The organism is Micromonospora sp. NPDC049359 (assembly GCF_044466585.1).
Classification (GTDB): Bacteria; Actinomycetota; Actinomycetes; order Mycobacteriales; family Micromonosporaceae; genus Micromonospora.
The window spans coordinates 936,672-960,491 of sequence record NZ_JBITMW010000001.1; the positions used below are offsets into that span (position 1 = coordinate 936,672).

The following is a 23,820-nucleotide window of genomic DNA, read 5'->3' on the forward strand; positions in this document are numbered from 1 at the left end:
GGTCGAGGTCAGTGTCAGAAATCAGACGACGAGGCGTTCGAGTCCGGGGCACTCCACGCGCGGATACCGCTGACGATAGGTGTCCGCGAACTCGACGACGTGACGCCGGCCGAGATCAGTTAACTGCCAACGGAACTCCACCACGTGCGTTCCGCCGGGAGCCAGCACGGGCACTGCCTCGATCAGCCCTCTGCTCGGCGGGCCACCGGCCGCGTTGCGATAACCGACGCCAAGAAAGAACAAAGATCTGCCCGCCAGCCGGTCCTCCGGCAGGCCCTCGGGCTCGGCCGCCGCGACCCGGGCCAATACGCCCCACAACCACTCCGACAACAGATGCGGCTCGTGATCCACTTCGACAGCCTCATCCAGACCCGCCCGGGCGGCAGCCCGTCCGCGTCGGGTGATCTTGACAGCAATCCGAACGACCTCACCGGCATCCGGATGATCGATGACATCCTCGGTCACGATCACCAGGCCCCGGCGAGCGAGGGCGTGCAGGGTCCGGCCAGCGCCCGGGTCATGAACCCCACGTCGGCGCAGCCGCTCCTGGAGACGCGTATGACCAGGCTCTGACGACGCCGCTTTCAGGGCCAGCGGCAGCTGACGCCACTCGGCGGCAGGCGGCACCGGTAACCGCTGCAGCCGACGCATCCACATCTCGGTCTCGGTCATCCGGTCGTCGCGCATGATCTCGCCCAGATACACGCGCTGCCGCTCATTGAGCGATGCCCACGCCTCGGCAGCGGCCCGAGACGGCCCCCTGCGTCCTCCGCTTTCCACCGCCGGCGCAGGATCCTTCGGTCGGGTGCGCATCCACGCGTCCAGAACCATCCGGGTCGGCACCCGATAGATCTTTGCCAGCGGCGGCAAGAGGCGACCGGTCATCACCGGCTCCACCCAATCCCGGCCGGCCATCGACTCACCGCATTCGAGCGCAGACAGCGCCTCCGCCGACACACGCAGATCCTGACCGGCGTGAGATGCCTTCAACAACTCCGACGTGCGGGCCAGCGTCAGCCCGATCAAGAAGCGCAGATCGGCAAGCGTCTCCTGGCCTGGCACGATGTCGATCAACTCATCAGGGCGGCAACTCACTGCCTCGGCCAGGCGTTCCACCTCAGCCGGAGTCGCCGCAAGCAGACCTTCCTCAAAGAGGAACACCTTCCGGGCGGACAGCCTTGCGCGTACGGCCGCATCGCGCCGCGCCAAGCCACACGTCAACCGTCGTGCAGCCAGAGCCCCCGGAATCAGCCGACGGGCCGCAGGCACGATCATGCCGGCGTCGACAACCGTCGTCACGCCGCCCACGTCGGTCCGACATCCGCAGACCTAGCCTTCATAGCCATCGCAACCGTCCCCACCAGCGACGATAACCCGTTACGGGCCAAACTGCAGGCGACCTAGGGGACCGCCCTTGACTCACAGTCTCCAAGTATCGAACACATGTTTGATCGTTGCATGGATGTGTCGACTAGTCGAGCGGTGCAGTGGTGGAGACACGCCTAGCCGTCAGTACCGGATTCAGCGCTTGTACCGCTCGCCGACAACCCACAGGCAGCGTGCTGCTAAGCCTCGACGGCTCAGACCCAGAGCGCGCCGTTGTTGAGCCGCTCGTGCCACTGATCGAGCCTGAGGTTCTGCTCCTCGCTGGTGATCTCGACGTAGCCGTCGTGGTCGCCGATCCACCAGACATCGTCGTGGCGGACGAACATGTGGTGTCGGTCTCGCGGGGAGAGGCGGCTGGCCCGCTGTTGCTCTTCGTGCCGGCGCATCTCGTCGTGGCTCATGGTCCGCGGTACGCGGGGCGGGGCGCCGGCGCTGATGGTGGTCGCGGGTTCGGGGTTGGTGTTCATGGCTGGCACTCCCTTCACAGCTCGATACGAGGGGCGTTGTGGTTTGGGCTGTTCTCGAGAGGCGGTTCCAGCCCGGCAACCGAGCCACCAACTTCCGCGGAGCGGGCGGTAGCGGCGGCCTCGGCTGCGCTGGCGCTGCGGGTGAGCGTGACCGTGACGTGTTCGGAGACCAGGTCGTGGCCGATGGTGACGGCGGTCCCGACTGCGACGGCAGTGACCTCCAGCCGGGCGAGGTGGGTGTAGTGGCCCGGGGTCTCTGGAAGCCGATAGTGCGGGGCCCAGAGTGATTGGACCTCCCGTGCACGTTCGACGTTCCAGGCGAGGATGACGGCGTCGATGGGGTCGTGGTCATAGGCGATCGAGACCGCGAGTTCGTAGGTGAGGCGCCGTTCGTCTGTCGTGAAGACGTCGGAGGTCAGCCAGGCGGCGACGTCGCGGGCTTGTTCGGGGTGCTGTAGAAGGTCGGCGATGATCGCGTCTTCGGGGTGCAGGTCGGCGGCGGCCAAGGCCACGACTGTGGGTAGGGACAGGGCTTGGTCCGGATCGATCGTGCTGGCGGGGGCGAAGATCTCCGCTTGGGCGGTGAGGGCTTGGCCGAGGCGGGCGAGGGCGTCCCGGGCGACCGGATCGGTGGTCTGTGTCGCGGCGGTGAGGTAGGGCTCGGCGAAGTCAATGGTGTCGCGGTCGAAGGCGGCTTGGATGACGATCTGGCTGTAGGCCCGAACCCGCTGGTCATCCGGGGCGGCGGCGGCGAGAGCGTCGAGCAGATTGGTGTCGACGTCGGGCCGGTCGACGATCGCGACGACAGCGGCAACAATCCGTCCGGGGTCGCCGCCGGTGGCGGGGATGTCCAGGATGGCGCCGTAGATGGCCCGGTGGGCGGGGTGGCTGAAGTCTTCGCTGATGAGGTTGTCAGTGATGAGGGGCTGGTTCGGATCGGCGAGGAGGGCACCGAGAACGCCCTGCTCCGCGCGCATGATCAGGTCACTCATGGCGGGTCCTTACTGCTTCGTGAGCTGGTCGCGGACGGTGTCGGCGGCGCGCATCCGGGCGCTCGTTTCGTCGAGGTGGGCGTGGTGGTCGGGGTCGGTACACCGAAGCCACGTCGCGCCGTCGCTGCTGCGGGTCCACCACGCGCCGGCGAGGTGGGCGTAGTAGGGCATGCTGCGGCTGTGTGGCCGGGCCTCGCCCTGGTCAAGGGCCGTGGCCATCTCCGCGTCGGCGAGCATGTCGGGCAGGCTGCTGGCCGGGCCGAGGGCAGGGCTGGAGGCCATCAGCGGCGGCCCGTGGGCGTGCCAGCGCTGGGCAAGGTCGGGGTGCGCCTCGCTCAGCAGAGCGGCACTGGTGTGACCCGCCCGGCAGGTCGGTGCCCAGAAGTTGCCTGCGGCAGCGAGGGTTTGGCGCAGTTCTCCGTGCCAGGAGCGGGGAGAATGGGCGGCAGCGCTGTCGCGGCTGGTGTAGAGGACGTCGCGCCAGAACTTGAGGCTGCGGAGTTCTTCGACGAGCCCGGGATGCTGTGGCCAGCACAGCGGCAGTCGCTCCTCGCGGGAGAGTTCGTAGAGGTCGTGGATCCAGGTGACCCAACCGACCAGTGCCGTCCACTCGGCGCTCTGCTCTTCGGTAGTGAGGGCGTGCCACTCTCGGATCGGCCGTACAGGAGCGTCTGTTGCCGCAGCGGCCGGTGGGTCGATGGTCATCGCGGGGTCTCCGGGGTGTGGCCCATCAGGGTGCGGGCGTGGCGAACCGCGTCCGCGTACTCCTTGGCGTGTCGGCTCTCGTAGTGCCGGGCCATGCGGGTGAGGACGGCCGGGGTGGTGGCATGGATGACCAGCGCCTCCCGGCGCTGCTCGTTGAGGGTGCGGATTGCTTCGGGGGACATGGTCTTGCGGTCGGTGACGGTGGTCTGGACGGTGACGCCACGGTCGTTGCGCTGCGGGACGAGGAGGGTTTCGCGGTAGGTGCCGGCGAGTTGGGAGAAGTCGTCGAGGTCGTCGCCGGCGAGGCCGCCGAGGGCGATCTTGATGGTGGAGTTGGCCCAGAGCATTCGGCGGCCCACGGCCCGCCAGCGTTGTTCGGCGGCGGCGAGGTTCTGCAGGACGGCGGTGACGAAGATGCCGCTTCCTGCGGCGTAGGACATCAGCTGCGGTAGGTCCGGCAGCGGGACGACGTTGGTGACCTCATCGAGGATCAGGCCCAGGGGCGGGTCCAGTCGGCCGGTGGGGGCGCGCAGTGCGAGGCGTTTCGCAGTGGTGGTGATCTCGTCGACGAAGGCGGTGACGAGTGGAGCGAGGGCTTCGGCCTGTTGTTCGTCCACGAGCAGGTACACGGTGTCAGTGCCGGAGCGCAGGAACGCCTCGATGTCGAAGGACTCGTGGACCGTCCCGGCGAAGACGTGGTGGGCCGCTTCGCCGAAGAGGCAACTGGTGCCGGTCTGGACGGTGGCCCACAGGTTGGACCGGGTGGTGTGCGGCTGGCGGTAGAACCCGTCGAGCATTTTCAGGACTCCGTCGCGGGCGCCGTAGGCATCGCGCAGAAGCTTCACGGGCTGGTCGTTGGTGTCGTCGGTCGACCAGGCCAGGATGTCTGTCATGGTCCGGCCGGTGAGGGCGGCGGTGTGCAGCCAGGCGGCCATCAGGTTGGTGGCGGTCATGCCGAAGAAGCCGGCGTTGGTGGCGTCGGTGCCCTCCTGTTTTCCAACCTGGATCATCACGCCGGCCCGTTTGCGAGCAATGTCGTACCGGTCGCAGCCGGCGATGGGGCTCCAGGCGATGCGGTGCGGCCACGTGAGGTCGCCGGTCAGCTCCATCACCCACGCCGTTCCGGCCCGAAGCGTGGCGGTGTTCTCCAGGACGTCGGGACGTACGGAGGTGACGACGGCGGCGCCGGGGAAGCCACGCAGCCACGGGATGATGACCTGGCTGGTCTTGCCCTGTCGGGGCGGTGCGACCAGGAGCACGGAGGATTCCAGGCCCGCGTGCAGGCGCATGGGTCCGGCGTCGCCCAACGGCACCGCGACATCCGTCAGCTCCGGTTTGTGGTCCAGTCCGGGCCGCAGGCGTGGAGCCGCCCGCAGAACGGCCTCGGCGGAGAGGGTGCGCCGCAGCTGCTGCCGCGATGCCATCCCCCGGGCTTGGCGTCCGTCTCCCCACCGCTGCCACAGCAGCACTCCTGCTGTTGAGAGGGCGCCGGTGACGAGCACCGCGGCGGTGTAGAAGCGGATCGGGCCCGGCAGCTGGCCTTGGGCGGGTGGTGGCCAGGCCAGTCGAGGGTCGCTGAGGTGCCGGGGCAGGGCGAGAGCGATGCCATACGCGTCGGCTGGGGAGGTCGCCGGCCAGTGCAGCGCGAGCAGCCCGGCGACCTGCCCAGTCATCCAGATGCCGATCATGGTCCCGGCGGCCACCGCGACGACGGCTCCCACCACCCAGTCAGAGCCGTTGGTGAGACTCCCGCCGAGCCGCGTGGTGTTGCCGCTCATCTACACCGCCATGCGTTCGTTGGTGTAGAACAGCTGCCGTTCCTGCGGGGTGAGGATGGTCTGCACGATCTGGCTGGGCTGCCGGCCGATCTTCCACAGCGCCCGGCCGACGTGTTCGCCCGACCAGGAGGCGATGTGGGCGCACTCGGTGTCGGTGAGCCCGATCTGGTCCTTGGTCATGGCCAGCGGCGCGGTGTCCTGCCGCAGACAGACCCGTACGTCACAGGAGGCGATGAGGTTGCTGGCGATGGTGACCTCTTCGCTGCCGGCCGGGCCGACGGCTTCGAAGTCGGCGAGCCGGTGGGTGCTGAGCACCTGGATCGTTCCTTGGGCGCGGGACAGCCGCAGGTCGGAGTCGACCTTGCGGATCATGGCGGGGACGCGCATGGCCCGCCAGAGCTCGTCGCGGATGACCATGCGGACGGGCCCGTCGGGTTCGTCGATGGCGGCCTGTCCCCAGGAGGAGACGCAGGCCAGGGTCATGGCGACGGTTTCATCGCCGCGGCCGTCGATGCGGGACAGGTCGACGGTCTGGATAGGGGCGTCGAAGTCCAGGCGGATGGTCGTCGGCCCGTCGAACAGGCCGCTCAGCGACCCCTGGACCATGTTGCCGAGGGCGTCGGCCGTCGGGCGGATCATCTCCCGCAGTTCCCCGGTGTCGTCGCCGCGGACCCGCAGTTCGGAGGCCATGTCCGGCAGTGGGTCGCGTAGCAGCGCCCAGACGGCAGGGATGGTCGGATCGGTGAGGTCGCTGTCGCCGGTGGCCTCGCCGGAGGCGTGCTTGATGGCCAGGGACAGGGCCGCCTCCTCGGTCGGGGACAGTGCCCGACCCAGGCGCATCACCAGCAGCGATGAGAGCAGGGTGATGCGTCTGCGGTGGATCTCGTCCAGCCGCTCGCGGAGCTTCTCCGTGTCGCCGGGAAGGTTGCGGCCGAGGGGTCCGCTGTCGAGGGGGTTGAGCCGGTTGCCGAGGCCTGGCCCGAGCTCGAGGGGCTCGACGCCGAGGTGGCGGGCAAGGGTGGCGTACTCGTTCTTGATGTCACCGAGGACGAAGGCGCGCACGCCGTAGGCCATCAGCCGGTAGCAGAGCAGCTTGATGGTGGCGGACTTCCCGGAGCCGGGTACGCCGGTGATGAGGAAGTTCGGGTTGGTGATCAGTTGCAGGCGCAGCCACTCGATGGGGTGGCAGGAGAAGCTGCCTCCGGACTGGGTGTCGATGCCGATGTAGGTGCCGGCCGGGGGCATCGTCTGCCCGTACAGCCACGGGTAGAGGCCCTGCATCTGGCCGGTGGAGGCCCGGAAGACGGGGATCTGCGGGGCGCGGGCTGCCTGCCCGGCGAACGGCCGCGACCATCCGCGCCGCGGCGGCGTCGGTTCCGGCCGGGTCCGCCCCGGCTTCGAGGGGGTCGCGGCGGGCGTGGTCGGGGTCGGGAGGTCACCGAGGAGGTCGCTCAGGTCGGCGACTGGCAGGTTGTTGCGTCGGGTACGCCGCAGCATCGGGCTCACCACCGCTTCCGGGGCAGGCCGAAGCCGAGTGGGAGGGCGCCCATCACGAAGCCGGTGTCGTGGGCGTACCACATGCGGCGCAGTTCGATGCGGGCTGCGGCGGCGTCGGCCTCCAGTGCCGCGCAGGCGTCCTCGGTCTGGACTGGGTCGGTGACGGTCACGGTGACGTAGCCGGTGAACCGGACCAGGCCATGTCCGGCGGCGAGTTCGGCGTCCTGCGCCTCGGCGCGCGCCAGGGCCTGCCGCTCGTGCTCGGGCACGATCTGCTGGGTGCGGTGGCGCATCCCCACGGCGACGGAGCGGCGGGTCCGCTCCCCCATCACCTTGCGGGACGCCTCGCGCGGCCCGAGGGGCTCGATGTGCATCGAGTACGCCCGTCGGTGCACGCCGTCGCCGAGGAGCGGGGCGAGGACGGTGGAGTAGACCTGGTTGCGGGGCCAGTCGTGGATCCAGTACGTGACGGAGTGGGCGCCGTCGTGGGCGTAGCTACCCGGGGAGCTGAGCGCGGCGGCGGGGCCTGCGACGGCCGGGTCGACGCCGGCGGGCAGGCCGCCGGCACCCGGGGTGGTGGCGTTGGCGCGGCGTTCGGCGAGGTGCCGGCCGGCGTGCGGGTCGTAGGCGGTGCGGATGACCTCGGCGAGGTCGCGGGGGCCTAGCCAGGACTCGATCTGCAGGTCCGCGCCGGCGATCGACGCGGTTAGGGCTCGCAGGTGCCGGGTGAGGATGTCCGCGGCGGCGGCGCTGCCCCCACCGGCGCTCTTGATCGCCCCGGCCGCCCGGCGGTGGTCCATCGTGAACGCCAGGTACGCCTCCCGGCCGCTGCTGGACAGGGCGGCGGCGGTGAGCAGATCGCTGGTGACCGCGACGGCCTCGGCCGGGGCGGTGGCGGCGACGTGGTCGACGTGCCAGCGGCGCAGCTCCGCTCCGGACTCTGGGACGATGCGCTGCAGCGCCTGCACCCGCACGATCGGGTTCCCCTCTGTGCACAGCCCGGCCAGCAGCGCGCCCCAGCCGGCGACGCGTTGGTCCCGGCGGGCGGAGTCGACCAGGCTGATTCCGGAGTAGCGGACTCGCGCGACCGCGGTGTAGGTGCGGTCCAGACGGTGGTACGCCACCGCGAGCGGCTGCCCCGACGGACCCTGCGCCTCCAGAATCGTCAGCGGTGCCAGGACTCCGGGCAGGTCCATCGGTTTCGCGGCCATCGCGTCGGCCGGGGCAGGAGCGAACGCGGCGGAGAGGAAGCGGTGGCGGCTGCGGGAGCGGCCCCAGTGATAGGAGGTGAACGCCATTACCCACTCGTCGGTGGTGCGGCCTCCGACGCGCAGGAACGCCAACGTCGCCAACACGACGGCGAGCGGCCAGAGTAGTGCCCCGGCGGCGGGGCGGGCGGCGGCGAGCGGCCAGATCCCCGCAAGGACGGCGCCGGCGAGCATCGTGACTCGCTGCAGGGTCATCCCGAACAGGAATGCGACCTTCTCGTGCTGCCATCCGAAGTAGCTGCGGGTGCGGTGCTCGGCGGTGGGGGTGGTCACCGGTCGGCCTCCTCGGTTGGGTTGGCGGATGGAGAGTCGTGCGGGGCTGGCGGCGCTGGATCGGGTACGCCCGTCCCCCTTGGTTGGGTCGGAGGCGCGGCCGAACTCACCTCGCTGGCCGAGGGTCTTGGCGTCGGGTTGGTCTCGGGGGCTGGTGGAGGCGTGTGGAGCGGCGGCGGCACGGCTTCGGCCGCTCGACTCGGCGCAGATGTCGGAGCGGGTCCGGTCATGTCACCGGAGGAGGCCGGGATTCCAGGGTTCGCTTCAGCCGTTGCGGTAGAGCTTCCGGTGGGGCCGGTTGATGCGGCGGAGCGGCCAGCGGTGCCGGTGAGGGCGCCAGTCCAGCTGCCGGCGTACCGGGAGTAGCCCGCCGGGCGGGCATGCGGGTTCGCACCGTGTACGCCAGCGTGCCCGGCGGTTTGTTCCATCCGCCCGGCCAGGGAGTTGACCGCCCGCTGGGCCAGGTCGACGCCGGCGGCGGCGACCGCGATCGGCGCGGCGACCGCCCCGAGTGCCGCGGTCGCGCCTCCCGCCGCGCCGGCGCTACCACCTGCCGCGCTGCCAGCGGCGCCGCTCTTGCCGGCAGCCGAGGCGAGGGTGCGTGCCTCACTGGCCTGGCTGAACTGAGCCGGGTTCACCCCGCTCGGCGGGCCGCTGGCGTTCGCCCTACCAGCGGCGAAGCCCAGCATCCCGGCGAGCCCGCCACCGGCGGCGGCCTGCACGGTGGCGAAGGTGAAGAAGCGGGCGATGACCGGCCACGCGACGACGGCCATGAGCAGCACCAACATGCCGGTCAGCAGGGTGGTCACGTCCTTGGCGCGAGTGGGGTCGGTCGGGTCTCCGAGAACGCCGAAGCCGATCGCGAAGACCAGCGCGATCACCGGCTTGAGGATGATCAGCTGGATGGTGGCGCCGCAGAGCTTCGACCACCAACTCTGCGTCGTCTCCGACATGTTGCCGACGGCGGCGATGGGCGAGGTGGCCAGCAATACCGCGATCGCGGCGTTGCGCAGTAGCAGCTCGAACCACAGCACCAGCGTGAGCGCGATGCCGACCAGCGCGAGGATGAGCATCAGCGACCCCGAGGAGCCGGTGACCGAGCCCATCTGGAACAGGACGGTGAGTTTGGCCTTGAGGCCCTCGTTGCCGCCCAGGGATCGGTTGATGATGCCGCGGCTGACTTCGTCGGCGGCGATCAGGGCGGCGTTGGCGACGACCATCGTGACGAGGAACGCCAGCACCGCCTTACCCGCGCCGACGAGTCCCTGTGCCAGCGGGGAGCCGTCGCGGGTGGCGACGGTCCGGACGACCTGGAGGAGCAGTAGTAGGGCGGCAATGCCCATCGCCAGCCACCGCGAGATCGCCAGTGGCTGGTCGATGCTCATCAGGTCGAGGTTGGGAAACGCGACGAACGCATCGGCGAAGGTCTTCAGCAGCGATGTCGCGGCGTCGGCGAACGAGCGGCAGACTGACTCCCAGGCGTTGGCCGCAGCGCCGTCGATGATGCCGCCCGGGGTGCAGCCGCTGATCTGGCCGTTGAGCGGGTCGCAGGCTGCGGCGTTCACGAGGTGATTTCCTGCCAACCTCGGGCGGCGGCCTCGACACTGCCGGGCGGAGCCGCAAGGCTGGTGTAGTCGGTGGCGTCCGCCGGGTCCGGCGGGAGGACCTTCCAGTCGGTGGCGGCCCAGTGCAGCCGGATCGGGTACACGCCGATGGTGGAGGCGACCTGCCGGCCGGGCGCGGTGGTGGACAGGTAGCCGAGGACCAGCACGGTCGTCGTGTCCGGTGTGGCGTCGCGAAGCTGGTAGGCGGCCGGTCCGAAGGTGAGCGACGCGCCCAGCGGCACCGGCCCGATCGTGGACACGCCGAGGGTTCGCCGCAGGTTCATCGCCCCCTCGGCGAGGTAGTCGCTGGCGTCGGCGAACGAGGGGTCGGCGATCACGGTGGCGATCGTCCGCGCGCGATCCGGATCCAGGTTCGACAGCACCTGCGTGAGGTATTCCGTGCCGGCCGTCACCGCACCCGCTGGTGAGTGCGGGTGCCCCACCGCGATGCCCTGCACCATCTGGCTACCGGCGCCCAGCTGAACCGGCCCGCTCGGAACTGACGTTGAGGATCCGGTGGCCGTGGGCGCCAACGCGCCCGGCATCGCCGTTGTGGCGTCACCGCGATGGGGTTTCAGCACCCAGACGATCAGCCCGGTGGCCGCGACCAGGGTCGCGAGTGCTCCGCAGGCGATGACGACCCACCGGGCACGGCGCGGTCCCGGGTCGATGAAGTCGTTCACGGCTCAGCTCAGTTCGCTGCGCCGAAGACGGTGTTGACCAGGGGGATCGCCATGGCGGTGACGATCACCCCTCCGAGCGACCAGATGAAGGCGCTCTTGCCCATCTCAGCGGTGCCGGGCCGGTTGGAGAGCTTCCCGACGGCCATCAGGCCACCCGAGGCGAGGGCGGCGATGGCGCACCCGATCAGTGCACCCCACTTGACGTACGACAGCAGCAGCGAGATGCCGTTGCTGCCACCCGTCGGGTCAGCCGGAGCCGGGTTGGGCACGTCGGCGAGCACGGACAGGGCGGAGGAAAGGGTGTGCATGAGGAACTCCTTGCAGAGCGGAGGGACATGCCGCCGCGAGCCGACCAGGAGTGTTAGCAATCGCGTACAGCAGGGTCAGACTTTAAGCAGCCCGCCGTCCGCAGGGATAGACCCGACTGGGTGACAAAGGTCATGTGGCAACTTGCGTCTGCGATTGCTGTCATTGCAGGCTTGACCGACGCGCTTACAGGAAGGCCAATGCCGGGATGACGACCGACGACAGGACCCACCGCGTCGCCGTGCGCCTGGATCACCTGTTCCGCACGGTCTACCCCGCGACGCTGGGCCGCCCTTACAGCTACCGCGAGGCTGCGGCGAAGATCGCCGAACTGGCTGGTGGCGAAGCGGTGATCTCTCCGGTCTACCTCCAGCAGATCCGCACCGGCCAGCGCAAGACCCCGAGCCTGGACAAGCTCGCCTGGGTAGCCCGACTGTTCGGCGTTCCGGTGACCTACTTCGGCGATGACGCCACCGCGGAACGTGTCGACGCTCAGTTGGAGATCGTCACAGAGCTGCGCGACGATGGTGTGCGGGAACTCGCCCGGCTCGCGGCCGGGCTCTCCGCGGAGGCACTCGAACCCATCAAGGCGCAGCTGCGCTACGCCCGCCGCATTGAGGGTCTGCCGGAGGCCGACAGCGATGGGACACTGCCGTCCAATCGAGTGTGAAATGCCCCTGACCTGCGGCTTCAGCTTGACGCAGGACTACCGCAGCCCACTAGCCTGACTCATCGCACACAGCCGGATCGCCCTGTGGCCCGGCTCGTCAGTCGATGGGAGAGGCAATGCGCCGACCACGGGCCGCCGGACCCGAGAGTCAGGCACATCTACGCGATCTGCGGCGGCGGTGCGAGCAGCTACTCGATGACAACGGCATCGTGGTCCCGTCTCCCTTTGACCGGCACGCTCTCGCCGCCGCCATCGCCCGGCACCGACGACGGCCCGTGACTCTGCGCGACCTTCCCGTGCCCTCGCGGTCGGGCCAGCACTCCGGGCTGTGGGTGCACACCGCCACCCAGGACCTGATCTTCGTGGACCCCACCCGCAGCTCGTGGGAGCAGGACCACATCACGGCGCACGAGGTCGGCCACATGCTGTGGGGCCACGAGGCATCCGACGTCGACCTCGGCGAGATCCTGCTGCCGGACCTCGACATGACCGTCGTACGCGCCATGCTCGGCCGACACGACTTCACCAGCGACCAGGAGCGCGAAGCCGAGATGATGGCCACCGTCATCATCGACCGTGCCGGCCGTGCCGCGCCTGGCGCACCCGCCGGGCTGTCTCAGGTGGCATCCGCCCTCGCGCTCGACGATGTCTGAACCCTCCGCCGCGGAACTCGTCGTGGTGGCCGCGTTGTGGATCGTGTCAGTCGCTCGGGTACACGCCCTGCGCAGCGGGCCCGCTCACCGTGCGGTGTGGGCGGCCATCACCGGGCTGGCCGTGTCGATGACAGTCCGTGTCGAGCCAATCGCGCACGCAATCGACCAGCTCGCTGGCGTACACGGCGCCGGCGTCCTGGTGAAGCACGTAGCCGGACTCGTGGCGGTGGCGGCCCTGTTCGACCTTGCCGTCCTGGGCACGGCCACCCATGTCCGGCGTCGCGCTTCCCTGGCCGGCCTGGCGGTCACCGTCGTCATCATGACCTGCCTGTTCTGGACGATGCCCCGCGTCGACTCCGAGGACTTCGCTGACCAGGCGGCCGGCAAACCCATCGCCACGGCGTACATCCTGAGCTGGACGGTGTATCTCGGCGTCGCGATAACCCTGTCCGCCCGGCTGTTCCGCCGCGCCCACCGGGCCAGCCGACACCGCGTCGTACGCGCCGGTCAACTGGTGCTCGTCGTCGGATGCAGCATCGGCACCGGGTACGCCCTCTATCGGGCCGCCTACTTCGGCGCACGTCTCGCCGTCGGTCCACCCAGCCGCGGTGACATCTTCTACGTCGACCTCTCCGACGACATCAAGTACCTCGCCATGCTGCTCATCACGGCCGGGCTCACCATCGCCGGTGCGCCCGGAACGCGAGCCAACCTGAGAGCTCGCCGGCATCTACGGACACTCGACCCGCTCTGGCACGATCTCGTGCCTGCCGACCACCGCCTCGATTCACCCGGGCTCAGTCCCCGCGAGCGGCTCTCCCGTCACGTCGTCGAACTCCACGACACGATCCACGACCTGTACCGCCGTACCGATGAACAACTCGTCCATCGCGTCCACGACCGTCTCGTTACTGAGGGGCTCATCAGCCAGGATCTCGCGGCAGCGACCGAAGCCAGCCTGCTCCGCATCGCCCAGGCGCTGCTGCCCACGGTTACGCCCGCTGCCCCCTACGCCGCGCCGCCCACGTCACCGGACCCGGCCGAGCGGCTTGCCCGGCTGCTCGACCTCGCCCACGTCTGGGACACCACGGCGGTCCGGGACGCCCTGACCCACGCAAGCACCGCACCGGAGCCGCACCGATGACCGCCACCCTCACCACCGAATCCCGCACTGCCCGCCGGGTGACCGACTGGCTCGATCCGAAGACCTGGATCATCGCCGTCAGCCTCATCACCGGCTGGACCTCCGGCCGGTGGGAGGGCCTCGGATGGGGCATCGTCAGCGCGGTGTTCGCCGCAGTCATCCCGGTCCTGCTCATCAAGCGCGGCGTCACCGCCGGGCGGTGGGCAGACCGGCACCTCGGCGTACGCAGCCACCGCCTCACCGTCATGACCCTCATCCTCACCTCGGTCGGGATCGGCATCGGGGCCATGGCCGTCGGCGACGCACCTCGTGCGGTCATCGCCCTCACCCTGGCCATGTTCGCCACCCTCGCCGCACTCGCCGCCATCACTCTGCGCTGGAAGATCAGCGTGCACACCGCCGTGGCTGCCGGCGCCACCGCCATGCTCGCCAGCCAGCTACCGACTCTCTCGATCGCCGCCCTGGCCGTCGTCGTGGCGGCCGTGGGATGGTCCCGCGTCGCGCTGCGCGACCACACCACGGCGCAGGTCGTCGCCGGCGGGCTCCTCGGCACCGTCGTCGCGGGCCTGATCTTCGCTAGCCTCACCTGATCCCGTTAGCGATAGTTGACAGCCGAGCGCCTCGCTCGGCTATTCTCGGCGACACTTCGTGCCGTTTGCAATCGCATACAGGCTGACCTGCGTCCGTCCGAGGTGCCCCATGCCTACGCCCCTGCCGAGGCGGCGATGAGATCGCTCACGCTCGCACCCCTCGTACCCCTGGCGCTCGCCCTGAGCGTCGCCGTCGCGGCCACCGGCAGCGGCAGCCTCGAACCCGCCGCCTCCACCACAGGCTGCCTACCCGCCCTGGCGCCCGGAAGCGCCGCGCAGACCGAACTGAAGGACCTCGCGCCGACCGCTCTGGCGCACGCCCAGAGCATCTACACCGCGTCCGTTCAGATGAAGCTGCCCGCCAGGGCCGCCGTGATCGGCATTGCCACCGCTCTGCAGGAGTCCCACCTCAGGAACCTCGCCAACGCGAACGTCCCCCGCTCCCTGACCCTCCCCCACGACGGAGTCGGCGCCGACCATGACAGCGTCGGGCTCTTCCAACAACGACCACTCCCGCCCGACGGAGCAGGCGGATGGGGCACCGTCCAAGAACTCATGACCCCGGCCATCTCCGCCACCAAGTTCTTCACCAAGATGCGCGGCATACCCGGCTGGGAAACCCTCCCCCTTACTGTCGTGGCCCAGCGCGTCCAGGTCAGCGCCTTCCCCGACGCCTACGCCCAGCACGAACCCCTCGCCACCGCCATCGTCAGCGCACTCACCGACGGCAGCCTCACCTGCTCACCGGGGGCCGGCACCTGGGTCAAGCCCATCAACGGCACCTTCACCAGCGGCTTCCGCACACCCGAACGCCCCACGCACGACGGCGTGGACGTCGCCGCACCCAAGGGAACCCCGATCTACGCCGCCAGCGCCGGAGTCGTCATCACCGCCAAGTGCGGCAGCGCCAACTGCGACATCGACGGCTCACTCAACACGCCAGGCTGCGGATGGTACGTCCAGATCCGCCACGCCGACGGCACCGCGACCCGCTACTGCCACATGCTCCACCGCCCATACGTCACCGTTGGGCAGACCGTCAGCCCCGGACAGCAACTCGGCGTCGTCGGCACCAGCGGCCACTCCAGCGGGCCACACCTGCACTTCGAAACCCACACCAGTAACCCACCGAACAGCGCCAACGCCACAGAGCCCTTCGCGTTCATGACCACTCGCGGCGTCCACCTAGATTGATCGTGACGTAGGGAATAACTGCTCAGGCCCAAGTCAACGAGTCAGACGACGACGTTCCGAACGAAACCTCCACGGGCTGCACGCTCGCGCGTTCGCGTTTCGACCCTCCGAGCTAATCTGGCACCGTCCAACACGGACGAATGAACCATGGGATCCGACCGGCCTGGGAAGCCCGGTGGACCCACGCAGGCATCACAGTCAGCGGCGTAGCGATATTCATTGACAACCAGCCTTCCCTGGCCACGGACCTTGACAACTGAAGCGCCCTGACATTCAGCAGATACCCGCCACCCTCCGCTGGTCCGGAACCGTCTGCGATCACACCACAAGCGCAAGGTTCCGAACCAGCAAACCCACTCAAAACCGTCATCGCAGACACCAGCCAGACCCAGATCCATGAGTGCTCATCTATTTTCCCAGTCCGCGAAGGGTTCCACCAGTCGGATACGACCGGTCTCCGTTGCAGGTCGCCGGCGGGCTGCAGCATGTGCATCGGGGTCCGGGTTCCACCGGTCGGATACGGCCGGTCTCCGTTGCAGGCCCTGGGCAGACGTCATCGTCACCCAGCTCAAGATGTCGTTCCACCGGTCGGAGACGGCCGGTCTCCGTTGCAGGGCCATGATCAATGTCCAGACGTCGCCGCCCTTGCCGCAGTTCCACCGGTCGGAGACGGCCGGTCTCCGTTGCAGGGTGGTCACGCTGCTCGCGGAGCGGCCGTGGTCGGGGTTCCACCGGTCGGAGACGGCCGGTCTCCGTTGCAGCGGGTACGGGCACCGCTACCACGACCGCGACTCGCTGCGTTCCACCGGTCGGAGACGGCCGGTCTCTGTTGCAACTCTGGTCCGTTGGGGGCAAGGCAGGATTCCCCCCGGTTCCACCGGTCGGAGACGGCCGGTCTCCGTTGCAGCGTCGTCGCGGTCGCGGTCGCCTCGTGGGCGCGCGCCGTTCCACCGGTCGGAGACGGCCGGGCTCTGTTACTGCAGGCGACAGGGCATCCGGAGCGCCGAAGGAATCTCCCGTGGCTGCAATCTCCGGCGAAGGGCCTTCCCTCAGCGGATTCCTTGTCGCCCGCCAGTCGGCTGAGCAGTCTTCGCGGCCGAACTATGTTCCGGCAAGAAGATGCCATATCCGAAATGGCTCAGTTGTCCGAGAATGAGTGGCCCCGGCTGCTCATGGTCGAACTCCAGGCGTAGTCCGATTCCGCGGCGGGCGTTGGTGAGTTTCTCCGACTGACGGTATCGGCGGTAGGTCAACGCCCATCGGTCGGACATTCCTTCTTCTGGGTTTAGGCGGGTGACGGTTGCTGGTGGCAGATTGCGGTATCCGAGTTCGGTTCGGATGTCGGCGGTGATGTATTGGTCGAGGGTTTGCCGTTTCGGGTATCGGACGGCGAGGTATGGAGTGAGGCTGCGCCATCGGCGGGCGGGGCCGCACAGCTCTGGTGCGACCTGCTGGACGGTGCCGGTGGCTTGCAGCATCAGCTTGACGTCGGGGAGGCCTTTCACGTGGTAGTCGCCGCGGCGTCCGGAGGCGCTGCGGATGCCGATGAGTTGGCCGATTTCGTCGAGCATGAGTCCGCCGGGCACCCAGACAAGGAAGCTGGTCACGCCAGCGCCGGCTTGCGCTCCGCTGGGGATGGGGATCCAGTGTGCGTGCTGGTGGTTCGTGGCGGCCCCTTGTTGGCCGAACAGTCCGGGTCGGTTGCTGTCGAGTTTGGTGGCGGCGAGTCGGTGGATTTCGTCGGCGAGCAGGACGGCGTGGGTGGCCTTGAGCGGTGCACGTGAGGTGATGGCGAAGCGGATCGCGGTCACCGCGCTGTCGACGTCCCGCTTCCCAGCGGGTGCTGATGGTTCGGCGGGTTCACGGGCGTAGCGGACCCAGCGTGTGTCGGGTGGCAGGGTGCGGCGTCCCTTGCGTACTTCCAGGGTTGTCGCTTCGAGGATTGCCCGTCGGATCGGCCCTGCCGGAGCGAGTAGCCGTACGGTTTCGGTCCCGGCCGGCGTCGGTCGCCACCAACTGGCGTCGGGCTCAGGGTTGGTGTCAAGGAGCCGGGCTTCGCAGACGGAGTCGGCTCGGCCGAGGTAGGGGATCAACTCGACGAGCTTCGCCAGGGTGTTCCGCTGCTCGTTTGAGAGGGTCGCCGGCCACTGGATGAAGAGGTCTTGGTCGCGCGGAACGGACAGGTACGGATCAAGGGTGAGGTCGGTAGACCCAGTCGCCCCCGTGGTGTGGTCGGCGTCGGGCAGGTAGTGGCGGCTGTGGCCAGGGCCTGCGGGTGGGGCTTGGTAGATGGGCAGGTCACCGAGGGTGTGGAGGAGTTCGTCGAGTGTGGGGGCGGGGAGGTCGGGCCAGCGGGTGTACCAGGTCGCGACGAGCGCGCGGAGCAGCCGCCATGGTGATGGTGGCCATTCGACCGCTCCTTCGTTGACGCTGCGGTCCCAGGCGGTGGCGTGGTAGCGGCCGAGGGGGAAGCGGACCGCGAGGGTGATCGTCATCCCTTGCCCCGTCCGGTCCAGACGGCGGTGGTGACGGTGCCGAGCTGGTCGCCGCATTCCTCGATGAGTTTGGCGACGCGGCGGGTGGCCTCGGCGGTGTCCGGCCGTTCCCCTTCCATGCCGACGACTTCCAGGTCACAGGCGGTTCGCAGGCGGAGTCCGCCGTCGAGCAGGGTGCCGATTTCGAAGTCGATGAGTGCTTCCAGCAGCGCGGTGGCGGAGTCGGACAGGCCGTAGGAGCGTAGTTGTGCGTGGTCGACGGAGAAGTAGGCGGTGATTTGCTTCGCGGTGTACTCGACGCGGTGGTGCGGCACCGTCCCGTATCCCTCGGCGGTCGCGCCGTCCTTCGCCTCGTTGATCACCACGTCGCGTTTGACCCCGCCGCTGACCGCCGGGCGGACGTCGTATGCCTCGATGAAGCTGGTGACCGCGCGGGCGATCCGCGGCTGCCACGGCCACCCCTTGCGGGCGAAGAACACGCCGTGGACCAGGGACACCGGGTCGAGCGCGAAGCAGGCGCGGGCCACCGCGCGGTGATCCAACGGTCGGCCGGCGGTGAGTCCGAGGCGCTCGCGCATCCACTGCTCACCTTTGACGCCGTCGACCGCGCCGTTCATGACATAAGCGGAGGCCAACCGGTGTGCTTCAAGCCGGCTGGAGGACAGGAACGCGCCGTCGCCGTCGACGACGCGCACGTACGGCAGACCGGACAGTTCTTCGCGCTGCTCGGCGCGGGCGTCGTCCCAGGTCGTCGCCTCCAGGCGGTTCGCCATCGACTGGGTGGACTCGACCAGCAACGCCCTCCCGTCGGTGGAGTCGAACTCCGCGGCGCCGAGGTCGGGGAACCCGGCGGGTTGGAACCGGGATCCCATGAGCGGACGCAGGTCAGCCTTGATCACCGTGCGGTGGTTGGTCACAACGTCTCCTTCAGGAGTTCGGGGGCGTGCGCGGTCTCGCGCGGTTCGTCGGAGGCGATCGGGGTGCCGAAGTAGCGGCGCAGCATTCGTTGGGGTTGCCGGCAGCGCGGGACCAACGCCGCCGCGAGCGCGTGGCCGTCGATCGGGATCTGTGCCGGCGCCGGCACCGCGTCCCAGCCGGCTTGGCGGAGCCGGCGGACGGCCTCGGCGTGCACGGCGGGTAGGTGTCCAGCGGCGAGCCGGGCGGGCCAGTCCGGGCTGAGCGCCCACCGGGGCACGTCACCCTGGGCGCGGCGTGGGGGTGCCATGCCCTCGGCCAGGGGGTGAAGGAGCCCGAGGGTGGCGATCGGGACGACGGGTTCGTCGGGGTCGGCCCAGGTGTGCTCGACGCCGTCCCAGCGCAGGGCGAGGCAGGCGCGTAGCCACAGGTCCAGGGCGTCGTCGTCGAGGCGGTTGGGTGTGGCGAAGGCGTGTAGGTCGAGAGGGGGAACCCGTATTCCGCGGCGGAAGGTCGGGAAGCCGCGGAACGTCTGCTCGCTGGGCTCGTCCACGGCGGTACGGCTGCGCCACAGCAGCACGTCGGTCAGGACCTGGCGCAGCGGTCGCAGTCCGAATCCGGGCACCACCGGGCTGGCACGCCACCGCGGGTGCGGGTCGACGGGCAGCAGCAGGTGACGCATGGTCCGCGACTCTTGCCGGGGGGCTGCTGTGGCGGCGGAGGCTATGCCCACCGCGATCCGCAATTCGGGGCGGCTGGCCCGCGTGAGCACCTCAAGAAACTCGCCCGCCGGCGGTGGTGTCCGCACGGGCACAGCGTCACGGGTGCGCCCGCTGCGGCCGACGGCCTGTTCGAGGTCGGTCACCGAGGCGAGGAGCCGGGCCAGCGGCAGCGCTCCGCCGTCGCGGACGTAGGCGAGGTGGGCGGTGTCGAAGCGGCGCAGCCGTTCCCCGACCGAGCCGGTGCCCGCGCCGCGGCGTACCCAGGACACCCAGTCCTCCAGCCGGGCGGCGAGGCGTACCTCCGGTCGGTCCACGACCGTCACCCGGTCCAGTGGGACCGCGACGTGGGCGAGGCCGTTGCGTTGGTGCAGGCCGTAGCGGGCGAAGGCGTCGACGCCGCGTGCGACGCCGAGGCTGCGGGTGGCGGCATAGAACTCGACGGACCGGCGGGCGGGCCGCCCACGCCAGGCCGCGCGGGCGTCGGAGAACAACTGCCGGGTCTCGGACAGGCTGAACGGCCGCTCCCACAGCGGCGCCCAGATCTCACCCCGGCTCACCTCACTGGAGGCGCCGCTCGTCGACCCGTCCGGGGTAGCAGCCACCGTGAACGGGATCGCCGCCCGCCCCGCCTGATGCTGATGGCGGCGCACAGCGGTGGAGGCGAAGAACAACGCCCCCTCGACCATGAGCACGAAAGCCCACGGATTCACGATCGCCTCCGCCGCACCGAACGGCGACGAGTTCGGCCCACCCGTAGACAGCGGGTCGAACTGACCCGCGGAGGCCCGACTCAGCGGCACCGTCTCCTGACCCGTGAGCAAATCCTGGGCGAGGGCACGAGAGCGGTCGACCTGCACCGGCTCGGTCGCGAGAACCTCGAGTAACCGTTGATGGAAGGAGGTGGAGAACTCCAACCGGCCGTCGTTGCCACCCGAGCCCAGCAACGGCGGGAAGTAACTCTGGTCGCCGACGAGGACCACCGTGGCGTCGATCCACGGCAGCAACGCGTCCGGGGCCCGGTTCCGGAACTGGCGGATCGTGCGTTCCTTCGTCCACCCCTGCGAACGAGACCGCTCGCCCACTGCCGTGGCGGTCACCATCGCTTGCCGGAACGCGTCGAGGCGAGGTGAGGGATGCGCGACCAACGCGTCGAGGGCCTGTTTCGGGGTCTTGTCCTTCGCCCCGAAACCGCTTCCCTCGTTCCACGGGCTCAGCACCGGCGTCGGCGTATACCGATCCACCAACCACCCGCCAAGGTCTGGCACCGTCGTGTCGAGCACCAGCCCGTCGTCGGTCCAGCAGGCGGTCACCTCCGGGTCGGTCTGCTCGCCCAGCACCCGGAACAGGCCAAGACCAGCGAGGTACGCGCTCAACGGCGTCGGACGCAGCCCCGCCAACACGTGCCGGGTCACGCGGCTGTCCCCGGGTTCGCGCTGGCCCGCCAGTCGGCGATCCGCACCAACGTCTCCAGGTACGCCAGCACGAACGGCCCGTACCGATCCCGCAGACCAAGAGCAGTCCGCGTCCATGACCGGGCACCACCGAGGCCGAACTGATCCAGGTCGACGGTCAACGTGCCGCCTGGTTGTCCCAGCAGGTCTGAGGTCAGCACCACCTCGTTGCGTTTCAACCCGAGCAGCCGGTCGTCGTCGGTGTCATCCGGCCCGCGGACCTGGACCCGCAGCTTCCCGTGATGAGCCAGCACCAGATACCGCACCAGATCCGGATCCTCAACGCCGGCGAGCAGGCCACGTAACGGACCATCCAACAGCAGCAACGACACCAACTCGTGCCGGAAGTTCGTGACCCCACCCGCGTAGGCCAGCCGGCCGGCGACCGCGGACTTCGCCCACGGACGCCCACCCTCAACGTGCTCACGCTCATCCGGCGGCGCCAGGGCGCAGAGAGCGTCCTGCCAGGCCGGATGAGTCTTCCCCGCGTCGTGCGCGTACGCGGCGACGGCCACGGCGTGCAGCACCGGCGCCGGGAGAACCGGGTTGATGCCGCTGATCAACGCCCGCGCTTGGGCGCGTACATCCGTGCTGTGTTGCTCCAGGCTCACCCACTGCGGCTGCGCGACGCTGGCATCATCCTGCTGATACGCGTCCTCCGCCCCGGCGGCTTGGTCCATACCGGTCGCGGGCACGGGAACGGGGTCCAGCGAGGGGCAACCCGGCACCGGCCGACGCACCGATGGATCGAAGCCGGACTCCGGGTCATAACCGCCCGCGCTCGCCGCGACCACCAGCACCTCACCCGGGCGGGCCGGCTGCCGATCACTGACCCGAGTCCACTGACCCGTCGCCTGCGCGAAGCGCCACACTGGGACGCGTTTCGCGAGAGCGCGCAACTCACCGAGGGGCACCCGGCAACGCCACCTCGCCTCCGGCGCCTTCGCCTCCCCCGCCGGCCGCCCGCTGGCGTCCGTAGGCGCCCACACCGCCCAGGCGAGCAACACGTCAAGCTCGTCGGCATCGCGCACATACGGGCCCACATCCAGATCCGCCCCGGTCAGATCCGGTGCGGTATCGAACAACGCGAGGAGATCCGCCCGGCGCAGAACGGTGACCTCAGGCTCCGTAACGAGCACATCGCGAGCGAGGAGATCCTCACTCGTCACCGCAACGCCGTCCAGCACCGTCAGCTCGGCGACGCTCGCGCGCACATCCGCTTCCTCATACGGCAGGTGCTTGACCGGCGGCAGCCACCACAGCTCCGCATCGGTCAGCAGACCCCGCCGGTTACACCGCCCCGCCCGCTGCACAACCGACGGCCACGGAGCCGCCTCCGTGACCAACACCGCCGCATCAAGATCAAGGCCGGCCTCGACCACCTGAGTAGCGACCACCACGTGACCAGCGCCCGAAGGCTCGGCGCTGACTGCCTCCGCCAAGCGCTCCCGTTCTATCCCCCGAAACCGGGAGTGCAGCAGCGTGAGGGGTACCGATTCCTTCCGCAGGGCCGCGTGCACACCGCGTGCCGCAGCGACCGTGTTCATCACCACCAGGGTCAAAGTCCCCGGCCGGTGCCGCCGCAGCACCGCCGCCGCGATCGACGCGTAGTCGCCGGGCTCCACCGGAAGCCGGGCAACCGAACGCTTCGCGTTCAACCGGACAGCCAACTTCCCCACCCGGTCGCCCGCCTCGACGCGCACCACGTCGGACTCGACCGGGACTGGGTTATCCACCGTGTCGAGCAGGCTCGCGGAAACGGTGGCCGACATGCACGTCAGGCCGGTCGGCTCAGCCGTCGGCCACGACCCCCCGCCACCGGTACGAGTGAACGCCGCGAGCTGCCGCAACGTCGTCGTCGACTCCGGACACAACTGGATCTCATCAATCACCCACTGGGCGCCGTTCAGGACCAGGGCGAAGTCGATGGGGTAGATGGCCCGAGAGATGCCATAACCGCGGTTGAGCGCCTTACTGACCAGCGAGTCCACCGTGCCGATCAGAATCGCCAGCTGATCCATCTCCAACCGCCAACGCCGCTGAGACTCCCCCGCCCCACCCATCACCACATGCAACGCGACCGTCTCGGACAACCCAAGGTTCGCCAACCACCTCTCGGTCTCCCGCGCTACCTGCTCCACCAACGACCGCTGCGGCAGCGCAAAGACCATCCGCCGCGGCGTGCCGACCGGATCAGGCCCGTGCAGCCGCCGCCAGAGCCACGCCAGAATGATGCCCGTCTTCCCCGCACCCGTCGGCGCCTGAACCACCGCAGGAAGACCATCGTGCGCCAACCGCGCCTGGTACCCATACGGCAACTCACCGGACGCCAACTCGAAGAACGCGTCAAAAGACGTCACACAAACTCCTCATCGGACCCGTCCGGGAGCATCGTCCACCCGAACCCATCGAGCCGGACCACCAGACGATCGGGAGACAGCCTCATCGACTCCACGTCATACACCCTCGGTATGACACTGTCAGGATCCAGACGAAACCCGGCCACGACCCAAGCCCGCCAACCGACCAACGCCAGGCACACTGCCCCGCACGCCAGGCGCACGCCCAGGGACCCTCACGTCAAGCTATGCACCGCGTCGATGTTGCTTCGACTCTCCCGGTAGAGACTCCGAGCTAATCTGGCACCGCCCGACACGACGACGACGCGACGGGACCCGATTGGGTTTAGTAAGTCTGGCGAACTCACGCAGGTATCGCCGCCAGCGGCACCGGGCCATTCATTGACAGCCAGCCCCCGGCCACGGACCTTGACAACTAAAGCGCGGCCATCTCCGGCAGGCACACGCTGCCTCCGCGGTTCGGAACCGTAGGCGATCACGCCACAAGCGCGAGGTTCCGAACCAGCAAACCCGGGCAAATCTGGCATAGCAGGCACAGCATAAGCGCGACTACATTAGTGCCCATGCATTTGACCAGTTCAGGAAGGGTTTCACCGGCCGGACACGGCCGGTCTCCGTTGCAGCTTGGTGTTGGCGTCGAGCGGCACGTCCGGGAGGTAGAGGGTTT

Annotated in this window: 19 protein-coding genes and 2 CRISPR repeat arrays (1 of these 21 cut by a window edge); of the genes, 5 read left to right on the forward strand and 14 right to left on the reverse strand. The window is 69.3% G+C overall.

The genetic code is table 11. The annotated features are described in order from the left end of the window. Positions 1–21: 21 nt before the first annotated feature. The 10 genes from ACIBTX_RS04365 to ACIBTX_RS04410 form a co-directional block, all read right to left on the reverse strand. Positions 22–1,299 (reverse strand): hypothetical protein, encoded by a 1,278-nt coding sequence (locus ACIBTX_RS04365; protein ID WP_357129706.1) that lies wholly within the window; start codon positions 1,297–1,299, stop codon positions 22–24. Between the two features lie 281 nt (positions 1,300–1,580). Further along, a complete protein-coding gene (locus ACIBTX_RS04370; RefSeq protein ID WP_357129703.1) occupies positions 1,581–1,853 on the reverse strand; it encodes a hypothetical protein in 273 nt (90 codons plus the stop codon). A gap of 14 nt (positions 1,854–1,867) precedes the next feature. Next, entirely contained in the window at positions 1,868–2,845 is a 978-nt protein-coding gene (locus ACIBTX_RS04375; RefSeq protein ID WP_396832029.1) for a DnaB-like helicase N-terminal domain-containing protein, read from the reverse strand. Between the two features lie 9 nt (positions 2,846–2,854). Beyond that, positions 2,855–3,550: a hypothetical protein gene (locus tag ACIBTX_RS04380; protein WP_357129697.1), complete on the reverse strand. Its 696-nt coding sequence runs from the start codon at positions 3,548–3,550 to the stop codon at positions 2,855–2,857. Next, entirely contained in the window at positions 3,547–5,328 is a 1,782-nt protein-coding gene (locus ACIBTX_RS04385) for a type IV secretory system conjugative DNA transfer family protein (RefSeq protein ID WP_357129694.1), read from the reverse strand. Before ACIBTX_RS04385 ends, ACIBTX_RS04380 begins: the two co-directional genes overlap by 4 nt. Next, the gene (locus tag ACIBTX_RS04390) at positions 5,329–6,825 is read right to left on the reverse strand and encodes a type VI secretion protein (protein ID WP_357129691.1); all 1,497 of its coding nucleotides are present in this window, start codon (positions 6,823–6,825) and stop codon (positions 5,329–5,331) included. It lies immediately after the preceding gene. 5 nt (positions 6,826–6,830) lie between these two features. Next, positions 6,831–8,366, reverse strand: coding sequence for an SCO6880 family protein (locus ACIBTX_RS04395; protein WP_357129688.1), 1,536 nt, complete (start codon positions 8,364–8,366; stop codon positions 6,831–6,833). Continuing rightward, complete coding sequence (locus tag ACIBTX_RS04400) at positions 8,363–9,931, reverse strand: type IV secretion system protein (RefSeq protein ID WP_357129685.1); 1,569 nt, start codon at positions 9,929–9,931, stop codon at positions 8,363–8,365. Before ACIBTX_RS04400 ends, ACIBTX_RS04395 begins: the two co-directional genes overlap by 4 nt. Continuing rightward, positions 9,928–10,653, reverse strand: coding sequence for a hypothetical protein (locus ACIBTX_RS04405; RefSeq protein ID WP_357129682.1), 726 nt, complete (start codon positions 10,651–10,653; stop codon positions 9,928–9,930). Before ACIBTX_RS04405 ends, ACIBTX_RS04400 begins: the two co-directional genes overlap by 4 nt. Positions 10,654–10,661: 8 nt before the next feature. Beyond that, a complete protein-coding gene (locus tag ACIBTX_RS04410) occupies positions 10,662–10,961 on the reverse strand; it encodes a hypothetical protein (protein WP_328654499.1) in 300 nt (99 codons plus the stop codon). 206 nt (positions 10,962–11,167) lie between these two features. On the opposite strand from ACIBTX_RS04410, the gene ACIBTX_RS04415 reads away from it, so the two are divergent. From ACIBTX_RS04415 to ACIBTX_RS04435, 5 genes are all read left to right on the forward strand, one after another. Further along, positions 11,168–11,629: a helix-turn-helix domain-containing protein gene (locus ACIBTX_RS04415; RefSeq protein ID WP_357129679.1), complete on the forward strand. Its 462-nt coding sequence runs from the start codon at positions 11,168–11,170 to the stop codon at positions 11,627–11,629. A gap of 116 nt (positions 11,630–11,745) precedes the next feature. Beyond that, positions 11,746–12,282, forward strand: a complete 537-nt coding sequence (locus tag ACIBTX_RS04420; protein ID WP_357129676.1) for a hypothetical protein — start codon at positions 11,746–11,748, stop codon at positions 12,280–12,282. Continuing rightward, the gene (locus tag ACIBTX_RS04425; protein ID WP_357129673.1) at positions 12,275–13,426 is read left to right on the forward strand and encodes an MAB_1171c family putative transporter; all 1,152 of its coding nucleotides are present in this window, start codon (positions 12,275–12,277) and stop codon (positions 13,424–13,426) included. The genes ACIBTX_RS04420 and ACIBTX_RS04425 overlap by 8 nt, the downstream gene beginning before the upstream one ends. Next, complete coding sequence (locus tag ACIBTX_RS04430) at positions 13,423–14,016, forward strand: phosphoesterase PA-phosphatase (protein WP_357129670.1); 594 nt, start codon at positions 13,423–13,425, stop codon at positions 14,014–14,016. The genes ACIBTX_RS04425 and ACIBTX_RS04430 overlap by 4 nt, the downstream gene beginning before the upstream one ends. A gap of 135 nt (positions 14,017–14,151) precedes the next feature. After that, positions 14,152–15,210, forward strand: coding sequence for a M23 family metallopeptidase (locus ACIBTX_RS04435; RefSeq protein WP_357129667.1), 1,059 nt, complete (start codon positions 14,152–14,154; stop codon positions 15,208–15,210). Positions 15,211–15,640: 430 nt separating this feature from the next. Beyond that, positions 15,641–16,190: direct repeats of the CRISPR family, unit length 35 nt; unit sequence GTTCCACCGGTCGGAGACGGCCGGTCTCCGTTGCA. Positions 16,191–16,259: 69 nt separating this feature from the next. Here ACIBTX_RS04435 and csb2 read toward each other — a convergent pair. Genes csb2 through cas3 form a run of 4 tightly spaced genes read right to left on the reverse strand, consistent with a single transcriptional unit; the run spans position 16,260 to position 23,153 of the window. Then, a complete protein-coding gene (gene csb2, locus ACIBTX_RS04440) occupies positions 16,260–17,705 on the reverse strand; it encodes a type I-U CRISPR-associated protein Csb2 (protein ID WP_357129664.1) in 1,446 nt (481 codons plus the stop codon). Next, positions 17,702–18,622 carry a type I-U CRISPR-associated RAMP protein Csb1/Cas7u gene (cas7u, locus tag ACIBTX_RS04445; protein ID WP_357129661.1) on the reverse strand — a complete coding sequence of 307 codons (921 nt, stop codon included), beginning with the start codon at positions 18,620–18,622 and terminating at the stop codon, positions 17,702–17,704. The genes csb2 and cas7u overlap by 4 nt, the downstream gene beginning before the upstream one ends. After that, on the reverse strand, positions 18,619–20,754 hold the full coding sequence (gene csx17 / locus ACIBTX_RS04450) for a type I-U CRISPR-associated protein Csx17 (protein WP_357129658.1): 2,136 nt from the start codon (positions 20,752–20,754) through the stop codon (positions 18,619–18,621). The genes cas7u and csx17 overlap by 4 nt, the downstream gene beginning before the upstream one ends. Continuing rightward, the gene (gene cas3, locus ACIBTX_RS04455; RefSeq protein ID WP_357129655.1) at positions 20,751–23,153 is read right to left on the reverse strand and encodes a CRISPR-associated helicase Cas3'; all 2,403 of its coding nucleotides are present in this window, start codon (positions 23,151–23,153) and stop codon (positions 20,751–20,753) included. The genes csx17 and cas3 overlap by 4 nt, the downstream gene beginning before the upstream one ends. A 587-nt stretch (positions 23,154–23,740) precedes the next feature. Continuing rightward, a CRISPR array of direct repeats spans positions 23,741–23,820; the repeat unit is 37 nt; unit sequence GTTTCACCGGCCGGACACGGCCGGTCTCCGTTGCAGC (it continues 693 nt past the right edge of the window).